Genomic DNA, 18,252 nt, shown 5'->3' with positions numbered 1-18,252 from the left:
TTGCGTTATCCTTTCCCTTAGGCCGGGCTGTGGACTTGCCACTCACTGTCACCTACATAGTGGCATGAGGCCGTGTATACAAAGTCGCGGCGTTGAAAAGAGAATGAAATGAGCGACAACCCTATGATCCAGCTCCTGGTCCTGGCCGGAATTGCCATTTTCCTGATCCTACGCCTCAAAAGCGTATTGGGCACGCGTGAAGGATTTGAAAAACCGCCTGTGCAGCAACAGCCTGAAGCCCATAAATCGCGCCGCGGTTTCGAGGTGATCGATGGCGGCCCGGATCATGACATTACCGACCATGTCGCCGAAGACAGCGAACAGGCGCAAACACTGGCTGCGATGAAACGGGTCGAGCCCGGTTTTTCGGTCAGTGAGTTCGTTCAGGGTGCGCGCGGTGCGTATGAGATGATTGTGATGGGGTTTGAAAGGGGTAATCTGGATGAAATCCAGCCTTTCCTGTCGGAAGAAGTGTTCGAGACTTTCGTTTCGGTCGTGGCAGCGCGCGAAGATCAGGGCCTGACCATCGAGGCTGAATTCATTGGCGTACGGGAAACCACCCTGACGGATGTGAAATTCGACAAGGATACGAACCAGGCCGAAATCACAATGAAGTTCGTGGGGGAGCTGACCTCGGTCGTTCGGGATCGCGGAGGCGATATCGTCGAAGGCAACCCGAATTCCGTGAAGCGCCAGAAAGACAGCTGGACCTTTGCCCGTGTCATGGGCAAGGACGATCCGAACTGGCTGCTTGTCGCCACGGACGCATGATTGCAACGCTTCGGTCGCTTTTACTGGTGGGCGCAATGACCACCGCCAGCGCTGCCGGAGCCGAGGCAACGCGATCCATTCTGTCGTTTGACGATCTGCAGGGCTGGGCCGAGGACGACCACGGCGCGGCCCTTTCCGTTTTTCTGAACACGTGCGGTGATCTGGATGATCCAGATTGGCGCGCCTTGTGTGGTGTGGCCAGAACATATGAACCGGATGCCGCCCGCGCCTTTTTCGAGTTATTCTTCCGCCCTGTTCTGGTCGAGGATGACAAAGAGGGCCTGTTTACCGGCTATTTTGAACCCGAGCTTGACGGCGCGCGCACCCGGACAGACCGTTTCAAATACCCGATCTACAAGATGCCGCCCGAAGCCCGTGCCGAAGGACCATGGCTGAGCCGTCGTGACATCCTCACCGGTGATGTGATGCAGGGCCGCGGGCTAGAGATCGCCTGGGTCGACGACCCTGTCGAGCTGTTCTTTCTGCAAATTCAGGGCTCGGGCCGTATTCGATTGTCGGATGGTGGTGCGCTGCGGGTTGGATATGGTGGTGCGAATGGTCACCCCTATCGGTCGATTGGTGTTGAGCTGGTGCGACGCGGGGTTCTGGGTGCGCATGAGGTCAGCGCCCAGATGATCCGTGCCTGGGTGCGCAAAAACCCCGAGGCCGGTGCCGAGTTGCTGTTTCACAACCCGTCATACGTTTTCTTTCGCGAAGTCTCACGCGTTGCCCCCGAATTTGGACCTTTGGGGGCGATGAACCGGTCGATCACAACAATGCGCTCGATTGCGGCAGACCCCGCCTATACACCGTTGGGCGCACCTGTTTGGGTGGAAAAGGACGGTGAAAACCCGTTGCGACGGCTTATGATCGCGCAGGACACGGGCGCGGCCATCAAAGGCGCGCAGCGCGCCGACATCTTTTTCGGAACCGGTGAAGAGGCCGGGCAGGCTGCGGGCAGGCTGAAAGATCCGGGTCGGATGGTTCTGTTGCTGCCTATTCAGCGCGCCTATGCCCTGTTGCCGGATGAATTCTGATGACACGGCGCAAACTGACAACCGACGAGATCGAGCTATGGCGCAAGGTCACCAAACAGGCCGAGCGGCTGCATCCGGACAGTCCGCAGAGTGTCCATCCGACCACCCTGCCGAAGCCCAGACCCAGAAAAACACCAAAACCCCGGTTTGAGGTGTTTGAGCTTGGTCAGAACCTTCAGCCGAAACCAAAGCCAAACGATCTGAAGCCATCGGTGACGGATGCGCTGCGTGCCGCGCCTGTTCAGATGGATATCAAAGCTTTTGGCCGGATGAAACGCGGTAAGCTAAAGCCCGAAGGCAAGCTGGATCTTCACGGTATGCGGGTTGATACGGCCCATCCTGCGTTGATCCGCTTTATTCTGAGCGCACAGGCACAAGGTAAGCGACTGGTTCTGGTGGTAACCGGCAAAGGCAAGGACCGCGACGAACCCGGCCCGATCCCCACCCCGCGCGGCATTCTGCGCAATCAGGTGCCGCACTGGCTGTCCATACCGCCGTTGGCGCAGGCGGTGATGCAGATCACGCCAGCGCATATCAGCCATGGCGGCGACGGCGCTTATTACGTCTATCTCAGGCGAATGCGCTAAAAGTCCCGACGGGCGCGGGAAATGCCGGTTCGGACCAGAACGCAAACCAGCGCGAAAAACACCCCAACCCAGATGAACTGTGTGTTCAGCGAAATGCCAAGGTCAATCAGAACGCCGGTCAGGCCGGGGCCGATGGCCGATCCCAGAACCATGACAGCCGCGGCCATCGCCTTGATCGCACCGATATGTCGGGTTCCGTAGAATTCGGCCCAGAATGCGCTGGGCAACGTGCTGTTTGCCCCAACGGTCAAAGCCAGGAAAACCAGCCCAAGGGTTGCGCCGCCGATTGAATTGGTTGTGCCCAGAATGACGAACCCAAGTGCGATCGGAAGCTGATAGTAGGGCATGATCCGGGCGGTTCCCCATTTATCCAGCGCCCAGCCCGATGCAAACATGGATAGCAGGGATATTCCGGTAAAGATCGGAAATAGCGCCACCAGCTGGATATGCTGCCACCCCTTCACATCAGCCAGATAAACCTGATGAAAGAAAAACGCGGTGATAAATGCGGATGGCCCAAGCACTGATGGCACCATGAACCAGAAAAGTGGATGGAACAGAGCGTCCCGGCGGGTCCAGTGTTTTCCCTGCATTCCCGATGCTGAAAACGCGTTGGCGAGGCTTTGTGGAGTTCTCTCTTCTCGTAGCAGCCGCATCAGAACCGGAATACCCAGCGCCGTGATGCCCGCCGCGGCAACCCACAGCCAACGCCAATCCAGATAAACCATGGCGCCAACAAAGATCAGCGGCAGCAACGCCTCGCCAAGCGCATAGCCGGTGGACGCTATGGAAAGCGCTTTGCCCCGCGTAACCGTGAACCAGCGCGCCATTGCGACCACGGCAAGATGCGTGCTCATCCCCTGCCCAAATAACCGCAACAAAAAGATCACCAACGGCAACAGCAGCAGCCAGGTGTTCAGCGCCATTGCAATCGCGGCCAACGCCAGTCCCGCCAGCACAACCGGGCCCAAAACCCGTACGCGGAAGATATCCGTCAACCCTCCGGCCCAGATCATCGCGACGGCGGACAGGGTCGTGCCTAACGTGTACAGCCCACCCCATGCGCCGTGGCTGAGGCCAAATTCCGAGCGGATTTCACCAGCAAAGACCGAGATGAAAAAGGTCTGCCCGAAACTGGACAGAAATGTCAGCAGAACGCCGGCCCCAAGCCAGGTCGCGTTGTCCGCAAGAAATCGGTGCAGGGAAACCCGCGTCACGGATTACTTACCTGGGCCTGGCCGGTTTCAGTCAGCACGATTTCTGTGGCGCCAGCAGGATTGCGCTGGCTTGGCGGCACGAGAATGTCGATCCCGCGCCGGTCATCGCGCCCAAATGTTTCGCTGACCCGGCGCACAGAGCGGAGGATAGTCAATAAGGCCGGAGAAGTAGCAGCCACAAAATGGGAGGATTCCGCATCGCTGTTGAAGGCAGTCGTATCCAGGATTTCAATCGGATAATCTGACAGCTTCTCGGCCGATCCGATATTGCCCAGCCTTTCACCATCGGCGGTTCCCCTCAACCGGCCGGAGACGTTCAGGACCTTGTCTTTCTTGGACACCATCAGGACAAAAGGATCAGGAGGATTTTTGATACTGTTCATCTGCGACCGAAAAACATCCACATCCAGATCGGGCGATATCAGAATAAGGCCTTCCAGATTTCGCTTTGCCCAGCCCGGCTGTTTCAGTTCGGTTTGCCGTATCATCTCCATTGCCAGCGCGCCGCCCATTGAATGCGCCACAAGGGCTACTCGCTTGACCCCCATGGACTTGAGTAGACGAATGGTTTCTTCCAGCCCATCACGGGCAAACAACATACTGTCCAGATCATAGGCATAACCATAGCCTGTCGCGCGGCTGGGCCATGAATAGACAAGGATTTGACCGGGAATGCCGATATCATGCGACAGCTGAGCGGCCCGGAACAATGTCTCTGTCTGAGTGGAGTTATAGCCGTGCACAAAAATCGTAACTTCCTCGGCCCCACTCAGCCTGTCTTTCAGCTGTTGCGGCCCGCTTAGCTGATCTACCTCTGCCAGCACGAACTGTTTTCTCGGGTCAGGGTTTGCGTATGAAAATTTAAGGCTTCCCGGTGAACGGCCCGGTGGTATCGACACGGTCGTTTCCAGAAATTGCAGGCGTTCTGCGCGGCGGAATCCATACGCGCCATCGGGCTCGCGCGCACGCGTCGTGGCCGCAAAAACCGTTTCGGGAGTTCCGATTTCCAATGCTGATGGAAGCGTTTCGGATACAGTCCGGTCAACACATGCCGCCAGCACGACCGGACACAGAATGAAGATTAAGAAACGCAGCACGGACAGCCCCCGGAACCAATTGCCGACACGCTATCTTATTCTAATCCCGCGTCCAGCACGACGACGCGAAAAAGCGGCAGAAACTGGCCCGAGCGGTTACAATCTGTAACAGACCGCATCCGTACGAAACCGATCTCTACCGGTGCTGTTGGACCTAGACCTCCGTATCCTCGTCCTGTTCCTTGTGCGGCATTTCTTCGATCAGGCGGGTTTCCAGCAATTGCCCGTTCCGATACAGGATCGGATAGGCCACCGCAGCGATATGGCTGTTAAATTCACGGAACGCGCGCAGGGTTTCCAGGTGTATATCGCTGGTTTCAAAGCTTTCCGTACTGCCATGCTGCAAACGTCTGAGGTGGCGTTTGCGGCTGTCACGCTCGGCCCGTTTGATTTCGGTTTTCTCAAGGCTCAGCAGGCGGGCGCTTTCCAGATCATCCGAGATCAGAACGTTTGAGGCCAGTTTGAGGTTGGCCAGGATGCCTTCGTGCATCTCAACCAGTTCCGACCAGCCCTCTTTTGAAAATGAAGCGCCCTTTTTCCGCATGTCGCCCGCCAGAACAGTCAACCGCTTGGCAACAACGTCGCCCGCAGTTTCCAGGCGGATTGCGTATTCCATCAGGTCGCGCGCCACTTTTGCGTTCTGCTTTCCGAATGTCTCCTCGGGAATGGCGGCCACGAATTTTCGAATACCCGACAGGCAGTCGTTCACATTTTCGTCCATGTCCCTTACGGCGCGTATCTGGTCCTTGTCGCCGCTGCGGTACAATTCCAGTGACGGGCGGAACATCGACTCGACCAGATCGCTCATCCGCAGCAGTTCACGCTTGAGGCTGGACAGCGCCTGGGAGGGGCTGCCGGCGGTGCGCACATCCAGCGCGCTGGCCGGGCGACCTGCCTGGGCCAGCGCGTTCGCAGATTTCGGGTCCGGAAAAAACTGCTCGAACGGCGCGCGCAATCGCCCGCAGAACGGCAGCGCCAGCAACAGCAACGAGGCATTGAATGCCAGATGCGCATTGACCAGCATCTGACCGCCCTGCAAATCCCCCAGAACACCAGCACGCAGTGCCGCAGTCGCTGCGAAAAGGGTGACTATCGCCCAGCTGCCGCGCAAGGCCAGGTTGGCAAAGGGTATGCGCCTGGCAGGCATTTCCATCCCCCTGCTCAGCCAAACAGGTATGAAAGCTGAACCGAAATTGGCCCCCAATACCAGCGACAGCCCGGCAGCAAATGGGATTGCGCCGATCTGGACCAGCGTCACACACATCAGGATCGCCGCGACCGAGGAATGCATAACAAAGGCCAGCGCGCCGCCGACCAGAAACGCTGTAATATAGTCGCGCGCCAGATACTCGGCGACGGCAGGCAAAAAAGCACTGTCCCGGATCGGGTCCATGGCTTCGCGCAAAAAGCGCAATGAGATCAGGATGAACGCAATCCCCATCAGGATGCGCCCCAATTGCCGGGGCTTCTTGGCCTCGGTCTTGACAAACAGATACCCACCAACCGCCAGAAGCAACGGTATCAGCCAACCCAGCTGGAACGACAAAACCTGAATGATCAGCGCCGAACCGAGATCAGCGCCCAGCACGATTGCAAGGCCGGTGGGAAAGGTCAGGAACCCCCCAGCAGCAAAACCCGATGTCAAAAGGGCAACCGCTGCCGAGCTTTGCAGAACCACCGCCATTACAATGCCGACCATTGACGCCTGCGCGTAATGGCTTTGGCCCGTCATGAGGCGCTGGAACGAAGCCCCATAGCTGCGCTCGATCCCTGTGCGGACCATCCGCACTGCGTAAAGCAGCAGCATCGTGGCTCCGGCCAGGCTGATGAGAAAGCTTACTATCGCCATGATCCTACCCGTTCACCAAGTCCAGCATTTCCCCGTGCAGCTCGGGTGTTGCCGCGGAAATCACCCGGCCGTCGGAGTTCAGGTCAAGCGGCCGACCCTGCCAATCTGTCATCACCCCACCCGCAGCTTCTACCACGGCCATCACTGGCAGGTAGTCATAGGGCTGAAGGTCATAGTCGATCACAGCATCCACATGGCCCGCCGCCAGCAGGGCATGGGGGTAGCAATCATAGGCGAACCGTCTGGTCTGTCCAGACTGCATCAGCCTGTCGAACAACGCCGGATGATCGCGATAGATCTTGTCCCCTTCGTTTACAAAAAGAATGGACTGATCCAGCCGCGTTTGGGCCGAAGTCGTGATCTCACGGCCATTCAACGTGGCGCCCCGGCCAACAACGCCGGTGAAAATTTCATTTATCGCCGGCATTCCGATCACGCCGATATCCGGTTTACCGTCAACCAGATGCCCCAACAGAAATCCAAACAGCGGATGGCCGGACAGGAATGACCGGGTTCCATCGATCGGGTCGATGATCCAAACCTCGCGACAATCCTGACCCTCGAACCCATGTTCTTCGCCAAAGACGCCGTGATCGGGAAAATGCTGTCCAAGATAGGCGCGAACCTGCGCTTCAACACCCTTGTCGGCCTGTGTCACCGGGCTTTCATCCGATTTGAACTCAACCCCCAGCGCGCCACGAAAATACCCCCGCGCTGCTTCGCTGGCCAAGTCGGCTATCTTTACCGCATGAGACAGCAGGTCGGTGCTTTCATCGGTCTGTGACGTCTTTGGATTCAGCATTTGTTTCTATCCTGTTTAACGATGATTGCGATCCCGGAGCGGTTACAAATCAGGAACGACCATTTGGCGGTCTCGCCTCGATCTCATCTCAACACATCCCACAATAATCCTACAAATCAACAAATACTCAAACAAAAAAACCCAAATATCCACGCTTTCACAAAAGTATGTGGATTTTGAAACATGATTCGATTCTCAGAACATGCAGGCAAAGGCTGGCTACACGCAAACAGGCGCACCCAAAGGCCAGAGGGTTGTGACGAAAACAAGAGTGAGCTCCTGTGGACGTCCCGGCCCCTACACACTTGAAGACAAAGATTTAACTTATCCAGTAAACAAGTTTCCGGGCATCGTGCCGCCTTTAGCAGCATTTCGGAGCTGAGCAAAACCGCGACCGCCGAAAGCCGTGATTCCGAAGACCGACTCCAAACAGTAAATACACTGAAATCTACCTAATGAATTGTTATGGAATACACTTTTAGGTAACGCGATCCAGCTATCTGAATTAAGGTCAGCGGTTCCAAGGTTGGCTAAGGTCTCTACATTTCGCTTATCCAGTGATCACTGTAAAGCGGGCCCAGGTCTCGGAGGGTCAGCGTCTTGCCCGACGACAGATCGATAACAGGCTTATCCAAAATAAGTTCTGCACGATCGAGCCCGCGAAAAAAGGACATTGCCATATTTTCATCCCGCGAGTCCCGGTGCCGGGATGGCCATGCGCGAAATGTATCAAGTTTTGATGTGATATGTGAGGCGAGGTCATCACGTACAAAAAATGCGTTCACGCCGGCCGAGTTTGTTCCGACAAATTGATACCCTTTCGCAGCGGCCAGCATTTTGAACGCACCCAGAGATGCACCATAATACTGGCCTGAATAATGTGCCGAGAAACGTTCGAAGCCCGGATCGTAAGGGACAGTCAGATTATGCAAATCACCAAAGATCGCGTTGTATTCAACAATCAGTATCGCCGGAGATACGGAGCTAATCGCATCCAGCACCCAATAGTCGTTGCCGTCAATATCGACACTAAGAATGCCAATTTCGCCCGACAGATCGTGCTCGATCAGCAGAGTGTCGATATTTTCCGCAGTAATAAAGGCTTCAACGGGCGTTATGTCATTGAAGACGTGGATTGGATCTGCCCGAACATACGCAATATTCGCGGCTGACCCATCCATGATCAGACCGCGCCACCCCCTGTGGCGCACCAAAAAGCGCGTATTCGCTTCGGTATAGTTTTCAACTCCAAACTCAACAAAGACGCGTGGTATGCTTGGCAGTTGCGAGACCAACCATTCGATAATGCCATCTTCCCCGAATTGAGAATGGATGCGGAATTCTGCGTCGGCGATACATTCAAGCCTTTCCATCGCCTGAACCTGCCGGGCAGCAACCTGCCCAGTGGCCAGCAGTAACCGTTCCTGGCGCTCCGCAATTTCAGCGAGATGAGCTGCAGTCATCTGCGGGGCCGGCGCAGACAAAGGCAGCGTTTCGGAAGAATGCAAGAAGCGCGATAAGACCCGACGCAGTTTCACGATAGGTTTCCGTAGTTGAATTGTAACAATGGTATCAAGAGCCTGTAAGATTTGGCATCAGCAAAAGATCAGTATGCGGAGAACCGGCCTTGGACTCGCCTTGCCGCAATGCCTCGTACATCTGATCAAGCGCATCAAGAGATAGCTGGTTTAGGCTATTCGGGTTAGATGTGCCAAGATCAATGACCCGGATATCGTCGCGTGATGCGATTGCGTCGCGTAACATTTTGTAACCCCCGGAACGCTCAAGACCATAGGGCCAAAACTCAAGCACAACCGGGCAACGCATTGTGGCCATTCTTTTTGCACAGGCCAGCACGTGACCTTCATGCCCTTGCGTATCGATCCAAATCAAATCGGGCCCGTCTTCAGGCAGCAGGCCATCCTCGACTAAACTGTCAAAGGTCCGAACCGGCACATCCTGAAGGATCCAATCGCCCTCATCATGTAGATTATTCGCGATGTCGCCTGAGACGCGAAGGCGATGGTCTCCGAAATTGGAAGGCGAGAGCTCCATCTGCATCGTGCCGTTTCTGTCCGATACTGCCATTTGGTGGCAGGACACCTTGTGATCTACCTCATGCAGGAATGTGTTAGCGCGCAAAAGTCGAAAGTTTTGCGGGTCTGGTTCAAAAGCGATAACGCGGTCAAAACCACGCCGTGCCGCATGGATCGAATGGGAGCCGATATTCGCTCCGATATCCACGAAACATGACGTCGCGATTTCATGCCCATTTTGGGCAAGAATCTGCATTACATCATCAATGGCGTGCTCCTGGAACTGGCCAGTCTGACGAAGAGACCCGCCAATCACGGAATCATTTCGGTGCGTTATCCAGTGCCCTCCTTCGGCACCGCGCGACATGACGAGTTCCGAGTTTTGCACGAAGGGTTCGGGTGAAGCCCATTTTGTTGTCGAGATTTCAGCCTCCCCTGAAAGGAAAGTTGCCCCGTTGCCATCGTCTTCTGAGGATTTAGGTGCTGCGTTCAAGCGTTGGCTCGTCGGCCAGTGTAGCGCCAGATATTCCGGGCTTGCCATCCATTGCTGGAATTGGCGCCGAGGAGATCCGTCGTGATTCAATACCCACCTACGAAATATCCCGCGCGGCTTACCGCTCGCGTGGAAGAGCAGCCTCCGCAATGTCCGGACTGGACGCCCGTTCGTTGTGCAGAACAGCATTTTTTCAAGCGCTCCACGCTTGGGTTGAACTTGGGTCATTGTGTGCGCTCTTTGCAGTTGCATGATATCATCGCGAAGGCTCGACACTTCCGTGGCGAGAGGTGGAACGTTGCCCAGCGCCCGGTGAATCTCTGATAATGCTCTGTCAAACCGGTAGACACCTTGGATCAGGTCCATCCCAATTCGAAGCGAAAACGCCTCATCCAGAGCACCGATCTCTGGTCCATCAACCTGTGCTACCACTGCATAATCAAGCGAAACATCTGTGAAAAGACTGATCAAATGAGCAGCTGTTTCCTCTCTTGGCTCACTGCCCTGCAAACGAAGAATCACGTTGCGCTCGAACCCGACATGCTCGGTGAGAAAACTGGTTAACCCCGGAGGCAGCGGTCGCAAGTGCGTAGGGTCAAGATGAAAATTGACCAAGCTAACAAGTGGATTTTCCGGATTGGGTGTTTCCAAAATCAAAAGCCCACCAGGGCGCAAAACACGGTGCGCCTCTGTTACCAGTTCGCGAATATCGTCAAAAGGCAGATGCTCGATCAAATGAAATGCGGACACTAGGGCAAGCGTGTTGTCTGGCAGCGCTTTCAACGCCGGCAGCGCCTCCATCTGTTCAACCGCCAGACCTTTTTGGTGAGCGATATCAAGCATCCCCTTTTCGATATCGACGCCACGTGCACTCAGGCCAGCCTCTTCCAGAATTTCCAGCCATTCACCTCGACCGCATCCCAGATCAAGCGCCTGTGCGTCCCCTTTCTGAGCGGCGAGTGGCGACAGGAAGGGCTGGTATACTCGCAAACGCTCCCGAATAAGAGAAGGATCGCCACGAAATCGTGCCTCGAAATCGCGATAGAAGGTGTCAGTCATACTCCGTACTTTCACATTTGCATAGTTTTGTCCGAGATGATCGCGCTTTTCTCGGATATTTACCTGATTGTTAGTACAAGTCAGGACAGAGGTCATCCCGTTTCTGGCTCGGAAATCACGCGTTCCTTCGCGTTACGTATTAGGTCAGAGGATCTGCCAGCTTAGGTGTGATCGGCGAAGGATCAAAACACCCGTAATCTGATATCACTCTGACCCCAAGCCGTTCTGGATCAGAAAATAGACGGCCATAAACGGTGATGTGAATCAGAGATCCAATCACCTTTTCCTGCAGTTCATATACGATCCCGTTGGCGATGGTATCCGGATGCTACGGCCGATTGTTCTGCCAAGAACCTCTGGCGGCGGCAATCGAGATGCTTCAGGTCACTCCTTCAGCATCCATTTCAGCGTCTCTTCCAGAGTGTGACGGATGCCGATCGGGATCAGGTTTTCCAGAAGTGTGGGATCGCCCATCAGAACCTTGATTTCTTGTGCGCGCATAAAGGCAGGATTAGACACCACCTCGATCTCATGGCCGGTTATGGTTCGACACATGTCCAGAATCTCCGCCAGCGCGGTTGCTTTACCGGAGCAGATGTTCACGGTTTCACCTTCGGGTGCGTTTTCCAGAAGCAACCTGTACACTCGCGCAACATCGCGTACATCGGAAAAGTCCCGCGCGACATCCAGGTTTCCCAATTCTATCTGTGGCTGCTTACGCCGGAAATGAGAAACGATCTTGGGAACAAGAAACTTGGGGTCCTGGCCAAGACCGGTATAATTGAATGGTCGGGCAATAACGACAGGAAGACGGTCGTTATACAGCCGGGCCATATGCTCCATTGCAAGTTTTGAAACCGCGTAATCGTTAACAGGTGCCGGGGGGGTAGATTCCCCTATGGATGGCACGGCGGCGTTACCATAGATATTCGCGCTACTGGCCAGAACGACGGCTTTGCGGCCATGTCCGGTGTTGGCAAGCGCTTCTAGTAAGCACCGCGTCCCCATCAGATTGACCTGATAAAAGCTCTCGGCGGTTCCGTGTGCCACAAATGCGACCCCTGCCAAATGCAGCACCGCGTCCGGAGCGACATGGGTAATGACCTGCTCTAGACCCGATGAATCTGTCAAATCTGCTTCCAGATATTGGGAATCAGGCTTGGGGGCCGGATTTGTTCCGATGCCCCAAACGTCCCACCCTGCTTCTGCAAGCTCTATTGCGGCATAGTGTCCGGTAAAGCCATAGCGTCCGGTAATCAGAACTCGGGGTGCCGGCATCAAAAGGACACACCCTTTTCGTTACGTGCAAGATCCGCCTCAACCATCATCTGGCAGAGTTCCTCCAAAGATGTTGTCGCCTCCCAACCAAGCTCTTGTTTTGCCTTGCTCGCGTCGCCAATCAGCAAATCCACTTCAGCAGGGCGATAGAATTTGGGGCTAATCCTCACAAGAACGCGGCTGCCTTCGGCGTCCACCGCCACTTCTTTCTCACCTTCACCTTCAAAACGCAGCTCGATACCCGCGCTCTTGAAAGCCATGGCGACAAAATCCCGCACTGTCTCGGTGCGACCGGTCGCCAGTACAAATGTATCGGGTTCATCAGCTTGCAGCATACGCCACATGCCATCCACGTAGTCCCGGGCAAACCCCCAATCGCGCTTTGCGTCAAGATTGCCCAGCTCAAGGCAATCAAGTTGACCCAGTTTGATTTTGGCAACCGCGTCAGTGATTTTGCGTGTTACGAACTCCAACCCTCGCAAAGGGCTTTCGTGGTTGAACAGAATGCCTGAGCTGCCGAATATATCGTAGCTTTCTCGATAATTGATGGTCATCCAATGCGCGTATAGTTTGGCAACACCGTAGGGGCTGCGCGGCCAGAACGGAGTCGTCTCGCGCTGCGGTACTTCCTGAACCTTGCCGAACATTTCGGAAGTGGAAGCCTGGTAGAACCGGATTTTGGGGTTCACTATTCTGATAGCTTCCAGCAAATAAAGTGCGCCAACGCCGGTGATCTGTGCGGTTGTGTGCGGTTGTTCAAACGAGACGCCCACAAAGCTTTGAGCCGCCAAGTTATAGATCTCATCCGGTTCCACCTTCTGAATAAGCCGGATCATTGTCCCCATGTCAGTCAGGTCGAGTTCCGACAGATCCAGATTGGGATGGTTACGAATACCAAGCTCTTCAATGCGCCAGAAATTCGTGGAAACAACCCGACGGAAGGTCCCCACGACGTTATAACCCTTGTTCAGCAACAGCTGAGCGAGATAGGCACCATCCTGTCCTGTGATACCTGTGACGATAGCAGTTTTTGTCACTCTTAATCCCTTTCTGTTTTGTCTTTTGCCTGTCGGAAAATCCTGGCCGACATGAGCAGTGCTTTTTTGTCAACTTAGTAGTGTGTGCAAGACCGCTTTAGTATTATTTCACGCGCAAGGGCTACAAAACTGGCCAATTCAAAGCTCTGTATTGGAATTGAAACCTGCGAACCCAAGCTTAGAACCAAGAGCGCGGACTTTCTGATGAAAGATTGGGCCTGCGATAAGTCGTGAAAGACGTCAATATGCATCGGTTTTTTTGGGTGCGTACATTGCCCGCCCCATATCCCGAGCCACATCTGACCAACTGCGCAGTGGCGCGGTTTTGATTTTTTCTTCCAGTTCTGAACGGTGGGCAGCGTTATTGAGCCTTAAGACGGCCTCGCCGATGCTTTGGACGCTCATTGCATCACAATATTCAACAAGATCCATTCCTACTTCGACGAGCGAGCTATTCTGGGCGACTACGGCCGTTTTTCCGTAGGCCAACGCCTCGCCCACGGGCAGGCCCCATCCCTCGTAAACACTCGGCATCAGCACGAACTGGCAGTTCTTGTAAAGGACGCCAAGCTCCTCATCTGTTGGTCCGTCAACCATGCTTACATAGCCGTATATATCGCCTGTCCCCTCCAATAGGTTATCGAACTCGTCTGTAAGCCAGCCTTTGCGGCCGGCAAACACAAGCTTAGGCAGATCAACATGGCCCTGATCAACAAGGTACTTCCACGCCATCGCGGTGCGCCAGATATTCTTGCGTGGTTCGACCGTACCAACACAAAGCGCATAAGGCTCACCAATAATTTTCCGCAGGTGGACACTTAGCTGGCTGGCGTCTTCAAGATGGGGGAAAGCGTCGAACGAAATCCGCGAAGACACGGGCCCTTGTTTCTGGGCATTCTCGTCTTCGAGCCCAATCTTGGACAACCCCGCCTGCGCCAAGGGAACAGCGGTCGCATTTCTCTGGATATCGTGTGCTTGAAAAAAGCGTAAAAGATCCTGCCGGGTCGCCTCAGAGATTGTCATGTAGCGGCTTGTGTACTCCCGACTGTCTAAAAGCCAGTCATAAAATACATAAGGCATGCTTCCAGCTGTAAACTGTGGTGCCACGATAGGGATCAGATCGTACACCAGCGAATGTACTTCCATCCCATTCGCTTTCGCCTTTTTGAACGCCTGAGTGTGGCGCGCCAGCCAACTGCTGTCCAGAAGCACAAGATGGTCACCTTCTATTGCCACATCGAACAAAGGTTGCTCGGTTCGGCGAGACCCCGAGGTTTCGACTGGTGCTTTCTTCCGCCGGGCCGCGCGCCACATCTCTGATGACATGTCCTTTTTTCGAAATACGGACTCTCTTCGGAGAAAGCTCATCACATCCAATTTGGTGCGGTGGAAGAAATACTTTGCAGGGCGGTTCCGGTACCCGTCCAACATTGGAAGATTTGAGCGCGCGGATTTCCAAGGATAGAAAATCTGCCGCAGCTTAGCTGGCGACGTAAGGGTTTCTCGACCCATTTCCTCCAGAAGCAAACAGCGCTGAACACCGGAGTTTGCATCGCACCAACAAAGGTAAACAAGCTTTGGATCGCTTAGTTTAGAAAACTCAGAGATCAACTCAACAACAACACGCTGAATGCCTGAGTAGCGATCAACTTTTTTGATATAGTCGATTAGTCCTGAGATATCGAAGAATACTTTTTTGCCATCTTGGTTAAACGTAGGGGCGTTCATAGCTTACTCTCCATGCAGTCTGCCAGATGAAGTGGTCTCATCTTCTTGGATTGTTTCGCAGTAATACCGAAGTGTACTGATTTTAAGGGCTTTTGCGACTAACTCGACTTCATGAGCAAGTAATCGCGCTTTTCTGGAAAATTGAGGTTCACACAACAGAAGGGCTGACTCTTGACGGCGAGTGTGGCGTCTGCCTGACAGAATGCCGAGTAATGCTGAGACCTGCGCGCAGCGCCGAGGTCGATTGGACCAAAACCACGTGACATTTTAGAGGGGAATTGCCAGGCATGACAGTCCTTTCAAAGTTTATGGGCTCTATTGCCGGGATGGGTAACGGTCCCGTTAGTCCAGTCTTTGCAATACCGCTCGCACGTCCGCTGCAACGTTCGACCAAGTGCGAAGCTGCGGTTTATGCGCAGCAATGCGTGCGCGAAGGTTCTGAGCGAACTCCGGATCTGTCAGCAGCCTTGTGATATGGTTTGCAAGTTGATCAGGCCGATCTGGATCGAAATAGACACCAAGATCTCCGCACACTTCTTTCAGAACCGCCGCAGTAGAGCAAAGCGCTGGTGTACCAAACCACAAGGCTTCACCGGCGGGTAAACCCCAGCCCTCCATTCGGCTAGGCATGACAAGTGCCAAAGCATTCTTGTACAGGTTTACAAGGTCTGTCTGATTGGGGTTCTCGCGGAAGACCACGTGCTCACGGATCGTTGTGCATTCGTCTGATTGCAGATAGGTGCTTGTTTTGTGACGCAACGCCCCTGCCAGAACCAAAGTGGGTACGTCTTTCCCGTCACGCTTCAGAATGCGCAATGCTTCGAATACGACATCCAGGTTCTTGCGGCCCAGCATCGATCCAACTGTCATGATATATGGATTATCCGGAATATCTTGCTCGGATTGCTCGGTTCCCTCGGGGCATTCATGAACCAACGGGACTGCGTAGACCTCTGGCGCTTCCGGCAGAACACCTTTTTCGGAGAAGTCCAGAACTTCCTGTCGCGTAAATTCGGAGTTTGTTAACAGCGCCTTGGCCCGGGAAACCAGCAGTTGGTTATCCCCTATGAAGTTACGCGGGAAACTTGCCAGCTGGTGTTCAAAATCGTGCATGGGGATCATGTCATGCAGCAATGGAATGATATCGCAAGTCACCCCTTTACGATCCAGAGTGCACAGGATTTCAACGATCAACTTGGGCCGCCCACAACTCACCAACGCCTTTCCAGACATGTCGATGGGCGTCATGTCTGGGGCTATCGCCTCCCAGGCTTTGCGGTTTCTGCGCCCGACCAGCGGTCTGACGGTCGCCAGCACCAGATCCCTCATAATTGACTTGGTGTAGTGGTGACTGCGCACGCGCAATTGCCGGATACCGATTGGAACGTTCAGGTCTACGCCACCATCTGCTCGTATGGTTGGGAATACTTCTAGAAGTTCATTATGACCCTGCGAGAAAACGGCGAATCTGACGGACGCGTCCTGTTTTCTGAGCTCAGCGCCAATCTCGGCAACGACCCTGGCGATCCCGTAATAACGCAGCTTACCGGTCGAGGCTAAAAGCACCTCGGTCAGGTCATAGACAACCTGCCGCTTCTTGGCTGCATTGAGATCGTTTTCCATTTCCGTTTTCCTTCGGCCACCCGGTCAGTCTAAAGCGGTTATCCAACCGTGTCCTAGACCCTGGAATAGACGTCCTCATAGCGGATGATGTCATCTTCGCCCAGATAGCTTCCGGTCTGCACTTCGATCAGCACCATTGGAACCTTGCCTGGGTTTTCCATGCGATGCACAGCGCCAAGCGGAATGTATACGGACTGGTTTTCAGTGACCAGCTTGACGTCGTCATCGACGGTCACCTTCGCGGTTCCCTCAACAACAATCCAGTGTTCGGACCGGTGGTGATGGCTTTGTAGCGATAGTGCTGCGCCGGGGTGTACATGAATACGCTTGACCTGAAAACGTCCGCCAACCACCAGGCTTTCAAACCAACCCCACGGGCGGAAATCCTTGGGAAAAATGGTGGCCTGGCTTGCGCCTTTTACTTTGAGCGCCTCGACAGCCTTCTTCACGTCTTGCGCACGGGATTTGTCCGCCACCAAAACCGCGTCGGATGTAGCCACAGCGATTATGTCCTTCAGGCCGATGCCGACCACTTCCAAATTACCCGCCTCAGAACGCAAAAGCGTGTCATTACAGTCTATTGAGGTCGCATTACCTGTGGCCACAACTCCGTTGTCATCCGGTCCCGCCTCACGCCAAACCGAACCCCAGTCACCCAGGTCAGACCAGCCAGCAGAAAATGGAACAACGCTCAGGTTGTCGGCCTTTTCCATCACCGCATAGTCGATCGAGATATCTTCGGCCTGCTTCCAGGCCTCTGGGTCCAGCCGTAGAAAACCCAAATCCGTTTTGGCAGCTTCGCAAGCGGCCCGGACCGGAGCCATCAGTGTCGGGGCGTGGGTTTCAAAAGCGGCGATGACGTCACAGGCCCTGAAAAGGAAAATGCCACCATTCCACAGATGCTTGCCGTCGGCCAGCATCGCAGAGGCGGTTTCAACATCTGGTTTCTCGACAAAGCTGTCGAGTTTGACAGGAGCGGTGCCCTCCGGTGCTCCAGCCAGTTTAAGATAGCCATAGCCGGTCTCGGGCCGATCCGGTGTTATCCCAAAGGTTACCAACTGCCCGGCTTGGGCTGCTGGCACACCTGCAGCCACGGCTGCACGAAAGGCGTCAGCATCAGGTACAACATGGTCGGAGGGCTGAACCAGCAATAGGGCTTCGGGGTCGGACTTTGCCACATGGAGGGCTGCCGCCAGAACCGCCGGCGCGGTGTTGCGCCCCTCAGGTTCAATCAGAATCGTGCCTGGATCAATGCCAGCCGCCTGCAATTGTTCAGTCACGATAAACCGGAAATCAGATCCGGTCACCACTACTGGTGCATCATAGTCCGACCCTGACACGCGCCGGGCCGAGGATTGAAACAGGGTCTCGTCCCCGGTGATCGCTGTAAACTGCTTGGGATAGGATTTCCGGGACAGCGGCCAAAGACGGGTGCCAGAACCACCGCAAAGAAGAACAGGAGTGATGGACACGATCAGATAACCTTTGCCAACAAATGCAAGTGCCTAGTGTCAACTTAAGGGCGCAATTTCAAGGTTGTTCCACTACCACTGGGTACGTTTTGGCGAAAAAACGCTAAACACCTGCCCCCTGAGACCGCATTGTCCAGGCATTTCGGCCTCAATTTCCCAGTTGAGG

General features: G+C 54.7%; 14 protein-coding genes. 3 read left to right on the top strand and 11 right to left on the bottom strand.

The window, feature by feature from the left end; genetic code table 11:
• The first annotated feature begins 108 nt into the window (after nucleotides 1-108).
• Genes ACR0M9_RS05350 through ACR0M9_RS05340 form a run of 3 tightly spaced genes read left to right on the top strand, consistent with a single transcriptional unit; the run spans nucleotide 109 to nucleotide 2,395 of the window.
• Entirely contained in the window at nucleotides 109-771 is a 663-nt protein-coding gene (locus tag ACR0M9_RS05350) for a Tim44/TimA family putative adaptor protein (RefSeq protein WP_209506870.1), read from the top strand.
• Nucleotides 768-1,808 carry a murein transglycosylase A gene (gene mltA / locus ACR0M9_RS05345; RefSeq protein WP_480474401.1) on the top strand — a complete coding sequence of 347 codons (1,041 nt, stop codon included), beginning with the start codon at nucleotides 768-770 and terminating at the stop codon, nucleotides 1,806-1,808. Before ACR0M9_RS05350 ends, mltA begins: the two co-directional genes overlap by 4 nt.
• Entirely contained in the window at nucleotides 1,808-2,395 is a 588-nt protein-coding gene (locus tag ACR0M9_RS05340; RefSeq protein ID WP_480773029.1) for a Smr/MutS family protein, read from the top strand. Before mltA ends, ACR0M9_RS05340 begins: the two co-directional genes overlap by 1 nt.
• Here the strand turns inward: ACR0M9_RS05340 and ACR0M9_RS05335 are convergent.
• From ACR0M9_RS05335 to ACR0M9_RS05285, 11 genes are all read right to left on the bottom strand, one after another.
• Nucleotides 2,392-3,612: an MFS transporter gene (locus ACR0M9_RS05335; RefSeq protein ID WP_480773028.1), complete on the bottom strand. Its 1,221-nt coding sequence runs from the start codon at nucleotides 3,610-3,612 to the stop codon at nucleotides 2,392-2,394. The two genes, ACR0M9_RS05340 and ACR0M9_RS05335, sit on opposite strands and share 4 nt — an antisense overlap.
• Complete coding sequence (locus ACR0M9_RS05330) at nucleotides 3,609-4,709, bottom strand: alpha/beta hydrolase (RefSeq protein WP_267364713.1); 1,101 nt, start codon at nucleotides 4,707-4,709, stop codon at nucleotides 3,609-3,611. Before ACR0M9_RS05330 ends, ACR0M9_RS05335 begins: the two co-directional genes overlap by 4 nt.
• Before the next feature lie 154 nt (nucleotides 4,710-4,863).
• Nucleotides 4,864-6,558 carry a Na/Pi cotransporter family protein gene (locus ACR0M9_RS05325; RefSeq protein ID WP_480773027.1) on the bottom strand — a complete coding sequence of 565 codons (1,695 nt, stop codon included), beginning with the start codon at nucleotides 6,556-6,558 and terminating at the stop codon, nucleotides 4,864-4,866.
• 4 nt (nucleotides 6,559-6,562) lie between these two features.
• The gene (locus tag ACR0M9_RS05320; protein ID WP_480482562.1) at nucleotides 6,563-7,360 is read right to left on the bottom strand and encodes an inositol monophosphatase family protein; all 798 of its coding nucleotides are present in this window, start codon (nucleotides 7,358-7,360) and stop codon (nucleotides 6,563-6,565) included.
• Nucleotides 7,361-7,899: 539 nt separating this feature from the next.
• Nucleotides 7,900-8,898 (bottom strand): hypothetical protein, encoded by a 999-nt coding sequence (locus ACR0M9_RS05315; protein WP_480482564.1) that lies wholly within the window; start codon nucleotides 8,896-8,898, stop codon nucleotides 7,900-7,902.
• A 34-nt stretch (nucleotides 8,899-8,932) separates the two neighbouring features.
• Nucleotides 8,933-10,948, bottom strand: coding sequence for an FkbM family methyltransferase (locus ACR0M9_RS05310; RefSeq protein ID WP_480773026.1), 2,016 nt, complete (start codon nucleotides 10,946-10,948; stop codon nucleotides 8,933-8,935).
• A 384-nt stretch (nucleotides 10,949-11,332) separates the two neighbouring features.
• Nucleotides 11,333-12,226, bottom strand: a complete 894-nt coding sequence (locus ACR0M9_RS05305; protein ID WP_480773025.1) for an NAD-dependent epimerase/dehydratase family protein — start codon at nucleotides 12,224-12,226, stop codon at nucleotides 11,333-11,335.
• A complete protein-coding gene (gene gmd, locus ACR0M9_RS05300; RefSeq protein WP_480486890.1) occupies nucleotides 12,226-13,263 on the bottom strand; it encodes a GDP-mannose 4,6-dehydratase in 1,038 nt (345 codons plus the stop codon). The genes ACR0M9_RS05305 and gmd overlap by 1 nt, the downstream gene beginning before the upstream one ends.
• A gap of 240 nt (nucleotides 13,264-13,503) precedes the next feature.
• Entirely contained in the window at nucleotides 13,504-14,991 is a 1,488-nt protein-coding gene (locus ACR0M9_RS05295) for a glycosyltransferase family 4 protein (RefSeq protein WP_480486888.1), read from the bottom strand.
• Nucleotides 14,992-15,333: 342 nt separating this feature from the next.
• Nucleotides 15,334-16,614, bottom strand: coding sequence for a glycosyltransferase family 4 protein (locus ACR0M9_RS05290; protein WP_480773024.1), 1,281 nt, complete (start codon nucleotides 16,612-16,614; stop codon nucleotides 15,334-15,336).
• A 53-nt stretch (nucleotides 16,615-16,667) separates the two neighbouring features.
• Nucleotides 16,668-18,086: a mannose-1-phosphate guanylyltransferase/mannose-6-phosphate isomerase gene (locus ACR0M9_RS05285; protein WP_480773023.1), complete on the bottom strand. Its 1,419-nt coding sequence runs from the start codon at nucleotides 18,084-18,086 to the stop codon at nucleotides 16,668-16,670.
• Nucleotides 18,087-18,252 lie beyond the last annotated feature (166 nt).

It is taken from the genome of Ruegeria sp. CH2, from assembly GCF_056537065.1.
The sequence above is the reverse complement of the archived record's forward strand: the minus strand, read 5'-3'. Positions and strand labels throughout refer to the sequence as shown.

What these genes read in the sequence shown, in the direction of transcription:
- ACR0M9_RS05350 (WP_209506870.1), top strand. Translation starts at nt 109, where the DNA reads ATGAGCGACAACCCTATGATCCAGCTCCTGGTCCTGGCCGGAATTGCC.
- mltA (WP_480474401.1), top strand. Translation starts at nt 768, where the DNA reads ATGATTGCAACGCTTCGGTCGCTTTTACTGGTGGGCGCAATGACCACC.
- ACR0M9_RS05340 (WP_480773029.1), top strand. Translation starts at nt 1,808, where the DNA reads ATGACACGGCGCAAACTGACAACCGACGAGATCGAGCTATGGCGCAAG.
- ACR0M9_RS05325 (WP_480773027.1), bottom strand. Translation starts at nt 6,558, where the DNA reads ATGGCGATAGTAAGCTTTCTCATCAGCCTGGCCGGAGCCACGATGCTG.
- ACR0M9_RS05320 (WP_480482562.1), bottom strand. Translation starts at nt 7,360, where the DNA reads ATGCTGAATCCAAAGACGTCACAGACCGATGAAAGCACCGACCTGCTG.
- ACR0M9_RS05310 (WP_480773026.1), bottom strand. Translation starts at nt 10,948, where the DNA reads ATGACTGACACCTTCTATCGCGATTTCGAGGCACGATTTCGTGGCGAT.
- ACR0M9_RS05305 (WP_480773025.1), bottom strand. Translation starts at nt 12,226, where the DNA reads ATGCCGGCACCCCGAGTTCTGATTACCGGACGCTATGGCTTTACCGGA.
- ACR0M9_RS05295 (WP_480486888.1), bottom strand. Translation starts at nt 14,991, where the DNA reads ATGAACGCCCCTACGTTTAACCAAGATGGCAAAAAAGTATTCTTCGAT.
- ACR0M9_RS05290 (WP_480773024.1), bottom strand. Translation starts at nt 16,614, where the DNA reads ATGGAAAACGATCTCAATGCAGCCAAGAAGCGGCAGGTTGTCTATGAC.